This window comes from Desulfurispora sp. (assembly GCF_052744395.1).
The window spans coordinates 1-12,147 of the sequence record NZ_JBRAJI010000027.1 but is presented as its reverse complement, the minus strand read 5'-3'; the positions used below and the strand labels follow the sequence as shown (position 1 = coordinate 12,147).

The 12,147-nt window shown below is 53.4% G+C and carries 13 protein-coding genes; 9 read left to right on the top strand and 4 right to left on the bottom strand.

Features of this window, described 5'->3' with window-relative positions; translation table 11 throughout:
* Positions 1-426: a hydrogenase iron-sulfur subunit gene (locus ACUVTU_RS08390; protein WP_445889516.1), complete on the bottom strand. Its 426-nt coding sequence runs from the start codon at positions 424-426 to the stop codon at positions 1-3.
* A gap of 1 nt (position 427) precedes the next feature.
* The gene (locus ACUVTU_RS08385) at positions 428-676 is read right to left on the bottom strand and encodes a sulfurtransferase TusA family protein (RefSeq protein ID WP_445889515.1); all 249 of its coding nucleotides are present in this window, start codon (positions 674-676) and stop codon (positions 428-430) included.
* A gap of 388 nt (positions 677-1,064) precedes the next feature.
* Here ACUVTU_RS08385 and ACUVTU_RS08380 point away from each other — a divergent pair, with 388 nt between their 5' ends.
* A complete protein-coding gene (locus ACUVTU_RS08380; RefSeq protein WP_445889514.1) occupies positions 1,065-1,409 on the top strand; it encodes a metal-sensitive transcriptional regulator in 345 nt (114 codons plus the stop codon).
* 55 nt (positions 1,410-1,464) lie between these two features.
* Here the strand turns inward: ACUVTU_RS08380 and ACUVTU_RS08375 are convergent, their stop codons facing one another.
* Positions 1,465-3,129 carry an acyl-CoA synthetase gene (locus ACUVTU_RS08375; protein WP_445889513.1) on the bottom strand — a complete coding sequence of 555 codons (1,665 nt, stop codon included), beginning with the start codon at positions 3,127-3,129 and terminating at the stop codon, positions 1,465-1,467.
* A gap of 320 nt (positions 3,130-3,449) precedes the next feature.
* Between ACUVTU_RS08375 and ACUVTU_RS08370 the strand changes: the two genes are divergently transcribed.
* From ACUVTU_RS08370 to ACUVTU_RS08360, 3 genes are all read left to right on the top strand, one after another.
* Entirely contained in the window at positions 3,450-4,217 is a 768-nt protein-coding gene (locus tag ACUVTU_RS08370; RefSeq protein WP_445889512.1) for a hypothetical protein, read from the top strand.
* Between the two features lie 69 nt (positions 4,218-4,286).
* Positions 4,287-5,402, top strand: a complete 1,116-nt coding sequence (locus ACUVTU_RS08365) for a glycosyltransferase (protein ID WP_445889538.1) — start codon at positions 4,287-4,289, stop codon at positions 5,400-5,402.
* A complete protein-coding gene (locus tag ACUVTU_RS08360) occupies positions 5,395-6,384 on the top strand; it encodes a hypothetical protein (RefSeq protein WP_445889511.1) in 990 nt (329 codons plus the stop codon). Before ACUVTU_RS08365 ends, ACUVTU_RS08360 begins: the two co-directional genes overlap by 8 nt.
* A gap of 17 nt (positions 6,385-6,401) precedes the next feature.
* Here ACUVTU_RS08360 and ACUVTU_RS08355 read toward each other — a convergent pair whose 3' ends face one another.
* Positions 6,402-7,973 (bottom strand): acyl-CoA synthetase, encoded by a 1,572-nt coding sequence (locus ACUVTU_RS08355; RefSeq protein ID WP_445889510.1) that lies wholly within the window; start codon positions 7,971-7,973, stop codon positions 6,402-6,404.
* Positions 7,974-8,289: 316 nt separating this feature from the next.
* On the opposite strand from ACUVTU_RS08355, the gene ACUVTU_RS08350 reads away from it, so the two are divergent.
* From ACUVTU_RS08350 to ACUVTU_RS08330, 5 genes are all read left to right on the top strand, one after another.
* Positions 8,290-9,276, top strand: a complete 987-nt coding sequence (locus ACUVTU_RS08350) for a carboxyltransferase domain-containing protein (RefSeq protein WP_445889509.1) — start codon at positions 8,290-8,292, stop codon at positions 9,274-9,276.
* A 71-nt stretch (positions 9,277-9,347) separates the two neighbouring features.
* Positions 9,348-10,331: a 5-oxoprolinase subunit C family protein gene (locus tag ACUVTU_RS08345; RefSeq protein ID WP_445889508.1), complete on the top strand. Its 984-nt coding sequence runs from the start codon at positions 9,348-9,350 to the stop codon at positions 10,329-10,331.
* Between the two features lie 14 nt (positions 10,332-10,345).
* On the top strand, positions 10,346-11,095 hold the full coding sequence (locus ACUVTU_RS08340; protein WP_445889507.1) for a LamB/YcsF family protein: 750 nt from the start codon (positions 10,346-10,348) through the stop codon (positions 11,093-11,095).
* Positions 11,096-11,135: 40 nt separating this feature from the next.
* Positions 11,136-11,354, top strand: a complete 219-nt coding sequence (locus ACUVTU_RS08335; RefSeq protein WP_445889506.1) for an acetyl-CoA carboxylase biotin carboxyl carrier protein subunit — start codon at positions 11,136-11,138, stop codon at positions 11,352-11,354.
* 42 nt (positions 11,355-11,396) lie between these two features.
* Entirely contained in the window at positions 11,397-12,116 is a 720-nt protein-coding gene (locus ACUVTU_RS08330) for a biotin carboxylase N-terminal domain-containing protein (RefSeq protein ID WP_445889505.1), read from the top strand.
* Positions 12,117-12,147: the final 31 nt, after the last annotated feature.

Here is a 12,147-nt window from a genome sequence, read left to right as displayed (position 1 = left end):
TTATCCCTTCCTGGCCGGCCCCAGCTGGCGCAGGGACGCGGCAAATTCTTGCATGTGCCGGGTGAAAGGCTCGGCGCAGACCGAGCAGATGGCCGCCATGCGCACCCGCTGGGGATCATGACCCCGGCTCTGCAGCAGCTGTTGCGCTTTTTGCACAATGTGCGCCGTGCGCTCGGCACAATCGGGCAGGTAAGCGCACTCCTCACCATCGGCGGCCAGAAACACTCCATCGAAACCCTTTTCCACCGCCCGGACAATCCACTCCGGCCGCACACCGCTGCTGCAAGGCAGGCTGATCACCATTACCTGCGGGGGGTAGTGCAGGTGGGCGCTGCCGGCCAGATCCACACCCGGGTCGGAAATGTTGTTTGTAGAAAAGGCCAGGATTTTCGGGGAAAAATCCTGGCCCTGTGTTGTCCCACCCATGCTACTTCATCCTCTTCACATACAGCTTCCAGTAGCCCGCTTCTTCAACCACGCCCAAAAACTCGTGGCCCATTTTTTTGGCCCAGGCCGGAATGTCCTTCTGGCTGCCCGAATCGGTGGCCAGAATTTCCATCACCTCGCCGGGCTTTACCTCCACAATGCCCTTCTTGGCGGCCAGAATGGGGCCAGGGCAGGCCGTGCCGCGGGCATCCACCACTTTGCTGGCCTGAATGTTCTGCAGATCTGGCATATTGTTTACCTCCCTGTGCTTTTTGGAATTCCTATCTATACCATGCCGGGGTATGGTTTTGGAAAGAACAGCCTGATTCTCATAGCGCTGTGATTTAAATAATTAATTTGCGGGTTAACTCAACAATTGGCTGGTTACAATAGTCTGGTTGGCAGAGCAATTTCGACGCCTTCAAATATACCATACCGGCATGGGTATCTTTAATATTAAATTAGCATGCCGGCACCGCCCTGTCAAGATATACGCAGTAGAAATTGCACCGGCCAATGGGGCTATTATTTCCGGATCCGCCTTGACAATTCGCCCGCATCTGGAGATATAATAGGTACATACCTGTACGGGGTATATGAAATACCTTGAAAATATTTTTGCCGATGGGAGAATCAAGATGCCGCGCCAAAAAACTACCAACCACAGGCGGGAAAGCTGCCTGGAAAAGCAGGACACCGGCGGGCCGCAGGCGGAAAAACAGCGGCTGCTGCAGGGGGAAGTGCTGGCCAGGCTGAAAAAAATAGAAGGCCAGGTGCGGGGTGTGGCCAAAATGGTGGAGGAGTGCCGCAGCTGCTCGGACATCGTTATCCAGCTGGCGGCCATCCGCGCGGCCGTCAGCCGGGTGGGAGCCACAGTACTGGCCTGCCACATGGCCGAGAAAATAGAAAATGACGTCCGCGCGGAGCGGGACGTCATGGATACACTGCCCGAGCTGCTGGCTTTGTTTAAGAAATTTTCTTAGCACTCCAGACGGGCTTGCTCAGAATAAATAAACCCACAGCTCCCCAGTGCTAATATTATAATGCACTGTCGTAATAGTCCCGGTACTCCTGGCGCAAATCGCGCTTTAAAATCTTGCCGCTGGGCGTTTTGGGCAGCTCGGGCACAAAGATCACGCCCTTGGGCACCTTAAAGGGGGCCAGGTGCTGGCGGCACAGCTGCAGGATCTCCTCCTGGGTGATACTCTCGCCGGCTTTGGGCACTACTATGGCGGTCACGCCCTCCACCCAGCGGGCGTGGGGCAGACCCACCACGGCCACCTCGGAGACGCGGGGATCTAAGTAGATGACCTCCTCCACTTCCCGGCTGGCCACATTTTCACCGCCGCTTTTAACCATGTCCTTTTTGCGGTCCACCACACTGACAAACCCGTCTTCATCCAGCACGCCGATGTCTCCGCTGTGGAACCAGCCGTGGGCCAGCGTGCTTTCGGTCTTTTCGGGCTCCTTGAAATACATCAGCATGACGTGGGGCCCGCGCCCGCAGATCTCACCTGCCACACCGGCCTGGCAGACGGGATTGTGCTCGTCGTCTTCCAGCCGGGTTTCCATGTGCAGGCCGCCTTTGCCGGCCGAACCGGCCTTGCTCACCTGAAAGGCGGGCCTTAAAACCGTGTGGTAGGGGCTGAGCTCGGTCTGGCCGTAGTAGTTGTAAAAGCGCTGGCAGCCGGTGAAGGTGCGCTGCAGCTCTTTAAGCACCTCCACGGGCATGATGGAGGCCCCGTAGTAGCCTTTAATCAGCGAGCTCAAATCGTACTTGTTCAGTTCTGGATGGCGCAGCAGGCTGATCCAGACCGTGGGCGGCGCGAAAAACATGCTCACCCGGTATTTTTCAATTGACTGAAGAATTTGCTGCGGGTCGGCCTGGGGCAGCAGGATATTGGTCGCCCCCAGCATCAGGCAGGGGGTGAGAAAAACGTCGCGCTGGGCGCAGTGGAAAATGGGCAGGGCGTTTAAGTTGACATCCTCCGGGCTGTACTCGCCGTCGATGATGCAGCCCGTGTACTCGGCCAGCAGCGACTGGTTGGTCAGGATCACCCCTTTGGGCAGGGTTTCGGTGCCGCTGGTGTAGGTCATCTGCACCGGGTCCAGTATGGAGAGCTCCACCCCGGGCTCGCTATCCGGTTGCCCGGCGTACCAGCCGGCCAGCGGGGTAAAGCCGGCCGGGGCGGGCTGGCCGGCCACCTGATCCGACCACAAAAACAGCTCCACACCGGGCATATCGCCCAGCACATCCTGCACCAGGGGGTACAGGGAATCTTCCACCACAAACACCCGCGCTTCGGAATGGTTGATGCAGTAGCTGATGTCCTTGCCCCGCAGCAGGTAGTTGATGGCCAGATACACCCCGCCGGCCTTGGCCGTGCCCAGCCAGGTGATCACGTGGTCCAGCGTGTTGTGAGCTAAAATAGCCACCCGGTCGTACTTGCGCAGCCCCATATTGAGCAGGGCGTGGGCAAAGCGGTTACACTCCTGCTCCAGCTGGCTGTAGGTGAGCACCCGGTCGCGGTAAATCAGGGCAGGCTTGTCCGGATAGCGGTAGGCGCTGCGCCGGATGATGTCGGCAATCACCCAGCGGCCTACACGGCTGTAGCGCCGGCGGAGGAAATCCAGGTTTTCATCGGTCAGGGCGTAATATTTTTGTTTATCCTCTTCGGTCAAAGGGGGGTAAAGGGCGGCCATGGCGCTCCCTCCTGTACATGAATTTTTTCCGGGATTTTTTGGGCGCAAAAACACAGATTGATTTCTGTTTATTCAGAATATCAAAAATATTATTAACACACTATTCCCAAACTGATATTCTTTAATCGAAGAACAAAGCTCCACCGGTTAGCGGCATCCCTATTTTTCTCACAGCCGGGTTTTCCGCACCTGGTCTGCTGCAATATTTTGCTCAAAAAGCGGCGGTTTGAGCAATGTCACCAATTATAGACAATTGTTTGGTTCAATATTTGTCTGCTATACTAAAATACTAAAAAGCGCCCAAAATCGAGGTATGTACCATGCAAGTAGTCCCGCCCCATCGCGCTTACCGCACTCTGGCCAACCGAAAAAAGCTGACCGTTCACTTTTTAGCCAATACATTGTTGCTGGTTGCTTTACTGAGCTGGACATATCATTATCGGTTAGTAGACGCAATAAGCTATATCTTCAGCCTGGCCATCATTAATGGCCTGCAGCACCTGGGATTAACCCGGGTGATTCCTGTACATGCAGGTTCTATCTGGCATCCGGGACTGTTCTGGCAGGCCAGCGCCAACGACAAACATTTGCTGGCCCTGCTGGCAGCAATTCTGATCATCTGGTTAACTGCCAGAAAAATATTGTATCATCAATATCAACCGGCCTATTATTTCCTGCTGCTAAATTTACTGATTTTGCTTTCCTCTGTATTCTGGCTATTATGCTTTTCCCGTTTTCCCTATGATCTTAACCACCTTTCCCGCCTGTACATGAAAATTCAGCTGGTAGTGTGGCTGGTTTTTCCCGCCAGCACGCTTATGCTATCGTCTTTTCTACCAATTAACTACTGGGTGAAAGGCTTTACCATAATGTTTGTTACGATTTGTGAAGCCTGTTTTAGTTTTGTACGCCTGCAGTTTTTTTTCTTCTGCACCCAGGGAGCAGGACAAGCAATTCTGCCTTTGTTTATTTTTATATACAGCCCTATTAGCGACTTTTTCTTCTTTGAAGCAGCTTTATCCTGGCTTTTTACCATTACGTCACTACAAATAGGCCAGCAAAAGGAAGCATGGAAATGGCTCTCGTGATTTCCCTGCTCAAAGCCTACCTGACAGTTGCGGTAGTCATCCTGATCGTATATGCCATAAGACAAACTAATCTACGTTTATAACCGCCTTCTGGGCAGCCAGCGCCCCTATTACCAGGATCTCCATGACAGCGAACTGCCCAGCGTAACTGTAATCATTCCCATGCACAATGAAGAAAAAGTAGCCGCCGACATACTAAATGCCACCTTGCGTTTTTCCTATCCAGCCCATCTGCTGGAAATCATGCCGGTAAACGACCACTCCACCGACCGAACAGCCGAAATAATTGATGATTTTCACCGCCGGCATCCCCGGCTGATTCACCCATTGCACCGGCATAGCGGCAACAGGGGAAAACCGGCCGCCTTAAACGAAGCCCTGCAGATTGCCCGGGGAGAAATTGTGGTAATCTTTGACGCTGATTACCTGCCCGGCAGAGGACTGCTGCGCGATCTGGTCACCGGCTTTAAAGACCCCCAGGTGGGAGCGGTAATGGGCCGGGTGGTTCCGGTCAACCTGCACCGCTCCCTTCTGCCCAGACTGATCGATATTGAACGGTCCGGCGGGTACCAGATAGACCAGCAAGCCCGGTACAACCTGGGGCTGATGGTCCAGTACGGCGGAACGGTGGGCGGTTTTCGCCGGGAACTGGTAATATCGCTGGGGGGGTTTTCCACCGAAATACTGGCCGAAGATACCGAACTTACCGCCAAGCTCTACCTGCACGGCTGGAAAGTCGCCTACGGCAATCGCCTGGAATGCTATGAAGAGGCCCCGGAAGACTGGGAGGTGCGCAAGCGGCAGATTAAAAGGTGGGCCCGGGGGCACACCCAGGTCATGTGCAAATACCTGCTCCCACTTTTGCAGAGCCCGCACCTCAATATCTGGCAAAAATTAGACACCGGCCTTTTTCTTTGCTACTATCTCACGGCCCTGCTGGTTTCCGGCAATCTGGCAGTATCACTGCTTTTGTTTTACCTGGGCGCAATGGATGAATTCGCGGTGACCATGTTTATTGCCTATGGAGTATGGCAATTTATGGGCAATGTGGCTCTCTTTTATGAAATGGGTCTGGCGGTGGTTATTGACGGAGGCAGGCAACGCCTGCTGCTCATACCACTGCTCATACTCAACTATTTCATCTACAGCTCGGTAATGACTGCCGCTGCTTCCTTCCTTGCGTGAGGCACTTTGGCCCACCGATCTGGAGCCATACCATATTGACATAAATTATGAAAAAGACCCGCGCGTTTTCAGCAATTCTTTCCGGCAAAAGGTGGCTGCCGCAACAAACCATCACTATTTGGGCAACCGTGGAAAAATTGAGCTGGAGCAGGGCCTGTGGCGGGAAAAATACCTGCTTTATTATACCCATTTGATCCTCAACCGATTGGCCCGGTTGTCCCATCCCTGCCTGATTAAAGGCAACGCCCTGTTTCTAGGCGGTACCGTAGCCCACAGTGAACTTTATGTGCGCCAGAATGTTTTGGTCCGGGAAAATGTTAAGCTACGCGCCCTGGCTACAGACGGCACATTTGTCGCTCTACCAGGCCATCTGACAGTGATGCGCTGGCTGGATAGTGGGGGCAGCATGGTCATTGGCCAGCAAAGCAGCGTCACCCAGGCCACCAGCAAGCGCACCTTGCTGCTGGGTCCCGGCTGCCGGCTGAATATCCTTTTTGCCCCCACAGTCCGTATCGTTTTCCAGGAACAGCTGATAGAGAACTGGCGGCAATTGCTGCAGGCTAGCCCGCACCCTCACCACCGCCCCTTCCAGACAGCCAGCGCCGATTTGCCTGTTTACCCGGATAAGCACATCGCCAGTGGAACAACCGTAGCGGGTCATATCAAATGTGAGGCCGACATTCATATTGAAGATAACTGCCTGATAGCGGGTAATATACTGGGCCACAGCATCACGGTTGGCAATAACTGCTGTATACTGGGCAACATTTTCGCCCTGGGCAGCATTACCATAATGCCTGGCTCAACCATCGGTCAGCCTCACTTGCTGAAAACTATTTACGCCCGGCAGAAAATTATCCTACACGGCAATGTCACACTGCACGGCAAGGCTCTGGCGGAAAAAGGCCTGTTTACCATGAACCCACTTCCACCACCCCACCTCGACCAAAGCGAAACAGCCAGCGCCTTCCCGGGGCATTAATTACCAAGAGCGGTCCACTAACCGGAGCGAAACCTTTCCCGCAGGCGGGTTTTCAGCACCTTGCCGGCGGCATTGTGGGGCAGCGCTTCCACAAATTCTACCGAGCGGGGCTTCTTGTACCCGGCCAGGTACTGGCCGCAAAAGCTGATGATCTCTTCGGCCGTCAGGTACACACCCGGTTTGGGCACAATCACGGCGTGCACACTTTCGCCCCATTGCTCATCCGGTATGCCAAATACCGCCGCTTCCAGCACTTTTTCATGCCGGTACAGCACTTCCTCCACCTCGGCCGGGTAAACGTTTTCCCCGCCCGTAATCAGCATGTCTTTTTTCCGATCCACTACATACACAAAGCCTTCCTCATCCAGACGCACCAGATCGCCGCTGTGGAACCAGCCCCCGGCCATAGCCTCGGCTGTGGCCTGCGGGTTTTTGTAGTACCCCTGGCACAGACCCCAACCCCGATAAACAATCTCGCCCACCTGTCCTACCGGCACGTCATTATTGTTGTCATCCACCACCCGGATCTCGGTGTTCAGAATGGGCCGACCTACCGATGCCGCCTTGCGCAGGGTATCCGCAGGCGTCAGCAATGTGGTCACCGGGCTCATCTCGGTCTGCCCGAAAGCATCATACAGCTTAAGAGCGGGAAAAATTTGCAGCAGGCGCTGCTTGAGCTGCAACGGCATGATGGCCGCTCCGGTGATGGCAATTTCCAGACTGCTCAGGTCGTAGTTTTCCAGACCCGGCACCTGCAGCAAAAAGTTCCACATGGCCGGCACCAAAAAGATGCTGGTAATGCGCTCCGCCTGGATGGTGCGCACCACTGCCGCCGGGTCGAAAGCCTTCATCAGATAAACAGTAGCGCCCAGGTAAAAATTCTGCATAGCCATGGCCAGGGCGGCCACATGGAAGAGGGGCGGCACACAGAGATAGCGGGAACCAAAATGAGTAGGTATTTCTACCGTGCAGCTGAGCACATTGCCCAAAATGTTTTCGTGGGTGAGCATGGCCCCCTTGGGTTTGCCCGTGGTACCCGAAGTGTACATGATCAACAGCAGATCGTCGTCCTGCACCGGCCGGGCCGGTTCCTCCTCGCTACCTGCCTGCAGCAGCTGCTCATAAACCAGGGCATCGGGCAGCATTTTATTTTCCGGCCAGACAATGTACTTCTCCACCCGGGGCAGCTGGCTCCGTATTCCCACCACCGTCTGTTCAAAGGCGCTGTCCAGGATAAACAGCCGGGCGTCGGCGTTATCCACTATATAAGCTATCTCCGGTCCGGCCAGGCGGAAGTTAACCGGCACAGCCACCGCACCCAACTTGGCCAGGGCGAAATAGCACTCCAGCACGGCGCTGCAGTTGAACAGCAGCAGGGCCACCTTGTCCCCCCGATCCACCCCCAGCCCGGTCAGAGCGTGGGCCAGGCGATTGACCCGGATATTAAATTGTTGATAGGTAAGCCTGGACTCCCCTTCCACCAGACAAACCTTTTCCGGAAACTTGCACGCATTGCGGGCCAGCATTTCCCCCAGGACATAGTTGTGGAATAACTGCAGCATGATTTCCGCCTTATCCCCTCCAGACATGGTCCAACCTTCCCGATAATTATTTGTGTTTTCTGAATTGCAAGATATTAACCAGCAGTTAGCTGCTTGCATCAGTTGCCTGTCCAGCAAGAGGAACCTAGCTCAATGTACTGTAGCAGGGCAAATGTGTTATCAAAGCAATACAATTGTGTATACTGCGAAAGCAAAGTTAATTTTTTGTTGATATATGCAAAATAATTTTTCTGGATTCCAATGTTTGGCTATGATAAAATATTTAAAATATTTTAACTATTAATTAATCTTTCAGAGCAAAAACTCAATAAACCATATAATTTCCTTGTAAGGAGGTAAAATTATGCAATCAAGGGATTACAATGTAATCCTGGCCCACCTGCCGGAAGCAGGCACCAGACCGGAAATCCTTTTCCGCCAGGCCGGTGACGGCTTTTTGCAAGTGGAGTATGGCTCAGTACCCCGCTTCAACCTGGTGGACTCCTTCCGGGTGCTCACGGTAAACAGCGCCGTGCTGGCCAAAAAAATTCCCGGACTTTATGAAACCGTCCCCGGCCTGCGCACCAACCTTTATCACTTCGATCCCGTTCAATTGTCCGTGCACAAGCTAATTGACGAAATCAAAGAAGTAGAAGAAAGCATCGGTGATGTAAACGACATTGAGTTTTCCTCCCGTCTGATCACCCTGCCCATTGCTTTTGAAGACAGCGAGACCAAAAAGGCGGTGGAAAAGTATGTCCGGGAGGTACGGCCGGACGCCCCCAATGTAATTAACGGCTACAACATTGAGTTTATGGCACTCTGCAATGGAGTTACCGTAAGCGAATTAAAGCAAATGATTTGCGGCACCGAGTGGTATAACAGCGGCAACGGGTTCTGGCCGGGTGGCGGCTTTTTCTGGCCTCTAGACCCCCGCTGCGCCATAGTTGTCCCTAAGTACAACCCGCCCCGCACCTGGACACCCGAGGGCACAGTAGGTATTGGCGGTCCCTGTCTGTACATTTACCCTACCCCCACAGGAGGAGGCTACCAGCTATTTGGCCGCACCATTCCCATCTTCCAATTCAGCCAGAAGCACCCGTTATTCCAAGAAAGCCCCACCTTCTTCCGGGCGGGCGACCGGATCCGTTTTTACGAAAGCAGCGAAGAGGAAGTGCTGGAGATTTACCGGCATGTTCACGAGGAAACCGATTATGAATACAACATTCAATCTGGCAAATTTGTCGTCAAGGAATGGCTGGAGTTTTATAATTCTCTCCCGGTGCAGGAAGGCATGAAACAACTGCAGGCCAAACAGGAAGCGGCCAGCAAAATAGCGCCCCGGGTGTAAACCCTTTAATCAGGGCAGTAAGGCAAGCCCAATATTTTCATTTAATTACATGATTACAAGGAGGGCTGAAAATGCTCAAAGTGCTCAACGGTGGCATAGAAGCCGTGGTAGAGGATTGGCCGGGTCGCATAGGATATCTGGATAACGGCATGGCTTCTTCGGGAGCTTTCGACAATGTTGCTCTGGGGCTGGGCAATTTGCTGGTAGGCAACCCACCCGGTGAAGCAGGTATCGAAATTGCCGGCGGCTATTTCTCGGCTGAATTTGGCATTGAGACCGTGATCAGCATAACGGGAAGCGACATGCAACCAACCATCAACGGACAAAAAGTACCCATGTGGCAACCGTTGATTGTACAAAAGGGTGATGTGCTCACCTTTTCCCACTTTGGCGAATGGGGATTTCGATCATACCTTTGTGTCGCCGGTGGCGTTGATGTCCCGCTATACCTGGGCAGCAAATCCACCTGCTTATTTGGCAGCTACGGCGGCTACCAGGGGCGCAAATTGCAGAAAGACGATTTGCTGCAGTTCGGCAGGCCCGCCCAGAGCCTGCAGCAATTGGCCAGTCACAGATTGAAGGATGCCGTCATTCCGCAGTATAGCCGTGAATGGGAGCTGCGGGCCATGCCGGGACCCAACGCTGCTCCCGACTACCTGACCCGGGAAGGTATGGACTATCTCTATGAGACATCCTTTAAAATACAGCTCAGTTCCAACCGCTCGGCCTACCGGCTGGCCGAAGCCAAAGATCTGGCTTTTGCCCGTCCGGACGGAGGAGTAGCCGGCAGTCACCCCTCCAATGTACTGGACCATGCCTACGCCATTCGCGGCGCTCTGAATATTTGCGGCAACACCCCAATTTTGCTGATTGCCGACGGCCCGACACTGGGCGGTTACATGTGCGCCCTGCACGTTATTTATGCCGACCTGTGGAAAATTGGCCAGGGCACGCCGGGTCGTGATTATATTAAGTTCGCTTATTGCACCCAGGAAGAGGCTATTGCGGCCCGTTTAGCCCAGCAAGAGCTGCTTTCGGAAAAGTCATTACAATAACGGAGGGATATACTGTGGACTTAAACGTAGACATGGGGGAAAGTTTTGGCCGTTACAAGCTGGGGCACGATGAAGCAGTCATGCCCCATATTACCTCGGCCAATATCGCATGCGGCTTTCATGCCAGCGACCCGCTGGTGATGTATAACACCGTACTGCTGGCCAAAAAGTACGGCGTAGCGGTGGGGGCCCACACCGGGTTACAGGATTTGCGCGGTTTTGGAAGGCGGCGGCTGGATATAACACCAGAGGAACTAACCGCCGACACCCTTTATCAACTGGGTGCCCTGGATGGCATTGCCCGCACCTGCAGCGTCAAGCTACAGCACGTCAAACCCCATGGTATTCTTTATCGCATGGTCTCCGAAGAAGAAAAATATGCCCAGGCTTTCCTGGACGCCATCGCTGCTTTTAATCCAGAATTGTACATCTTTGTACCCCGCCAGAGCCTGATCTGGGAAATGGGTCAGGCCAGACAGATGCGCATGGCCGCAGAGATTCTGGTAGATTTAAGCTACGATGACCAGGGTAACTGGGTACTGGAGAGGGAAAAACAGGCCCGATCTCCAGAAGAAGTAGCCGCCAGGGCGGTTATGGTAGCAAGAGATAACAAGATAACCACGATCAGCGGCCGGCAAATTGCGGTGGAAGCCGACACAATTTGCTGCCACGGCGATGCCCCCAATGCGCCACAGGTGGTGCAGCAAATCAGGGCCGAGTTTACCCGCCTGGGTATCCCATTGGCCAGTTTAAGTGCCCGGTAAAACCAATAACAGATCAATATCATTCCAGGGAGGAGATAAAATGGAACAGGTAATTAAAGCCCATATGCCCGGTCTTGTGGCCAGAGTAGTGGTAAATGAAGGGGACAGGATCAGCCAGGGACAGGAGGTAGCTGTACTTAACTGCATGAAAACCGAGTTGAGCGTACTTTCTGAATATGATGGTGTGGTCAAGAGCATCCTGGTCAAAGAATGGGATGAAATGCAATTGGGCACCCCTATGATCATCCTGGAAACATAGGCCTTTTTTCACCCGATTATAATAAATCAAATGGTGAGAAATGTGATTGATAAAATTCTCGTAGCCAACCGGGGCGAAATTGCCGCCCGTATTCTGAGGGCCTGCCGGGAAATGGGCATAAAAACCGTCTGCGTTTATTCGGAAGCCGACCAGAACGCCCCCTATCTGACAGAGGCCGATGAAACATATTGCATCGGTCCGGCCAATCCAATGAAGAGTTACTTAAATATTGAAGAGTTAATCCGCGTTTTACAAAAATCGGGCGCCCGGGCCGTTCACCCCGGCTACGGGTTCTTATCGGAAAATGCTGCTTTCGCCAGCGCAGTGGAAATGGCCGGTGCAATCTGGATCGGTTCTCCTCCTGCCGTGCTGCAAGCCATTGAATCCAAGTCCTATTGCCGCAAACTGGCTTATGAAGCCGGTGTTCCGGTCATTCCGGGCACAATTAATGTCATCAACCAGTTGGAGGATATTTACGATTATGCCCGGAACCACGGTTACCCTTTCCTGCTGAAACTGGACCGGGGCGGCGGCGGAAAGGGCATAGAGCTGGTGAACGGACCAGAGAAGGTACCGGAAGTATACCAGCGTATTGAACGGATTGGAAAGTTCGCTTTTAACTCGCCAACCTGCTACATTGAAAAAGAGTTGCTCAGACCCCGCCATATCGAGGTTCAGTTCCTTGCCGACCATTACAACAATGTAGTTTGCCTGGGCGAAAGAGAATGCTCCATCCAGAGTGTTGATTGTCAACAGAATTGACCCACTATGTGCAAATAAAATTGATCCACAG

Bases quoted from the DNA above. Each gene is read 5' to 3' on its own strand.
- ACUVTU_RS08385 (WP_445889515.1), bottom strand. From the start codon at position 676: ATGCCAGATCTGCAGAACATTCAGGCCAGCAAAGTGGTGGATGCCCGC.
- ACUVTU_RS08355 (WP_445889510.1), bottom strand. From the start codon at position 7,973: ATGTCTGGAGGGGATAAGGCGGAAATCATGCTGCAGTTATTCCACAAC.
- ACUVTU_RS08390 (WP_445889516.1), bottom strand. From the start codon at position 426: ATGGGTGGGACAACACAGGGCCAGGATTTTTCCCCGAAAATCCTGGCC.
- ACUVTU_RS08375 (WP_445889513.1), bottom strand. From the start codon at position 3,129: ATGGCCGCCCTTTACCCCCCTTTGACCGAAGAGGATAAACAAAAATAT.
- ACUVTU_RS08335 (WP_445889506.1), top strand. From the start codon at position 11,136: ATGGAACAGGTAATTAAAGCCCATATGCCCGGTCTTGTGGCCAGAGTA.
- ACUVTU_RS08350 (WP_445889509.1), top strand. From the start codon at position 8,290: ATGCAATCAAGGGATTACAATGTAATCCTGGCCCACCTGCCGGAAGCA.
- ACUVTU_RS08370 (WP_445889512.1), top strand. From the start codon at position 3,450: ATGCAAGTAGTCCCGCCCCATCGCGCTTACCGCACTCTGGCCAACCGA.
- ACUVTU_RS08345 (WP_445889508.1), top strand. From the start codon at position 9,348: ATGCTCAAAGTGCTCAACGGTGGCATAGAAGCCGTGGTAGAGGATTGG.
- ACUVTU_RS08380 (WP_445889514.1), top strand. From the start codon at position 1,065: ATGCCGCGCCAAAAAACTACCAACCACAGGCGGGAAAGCTGCCTGGAA.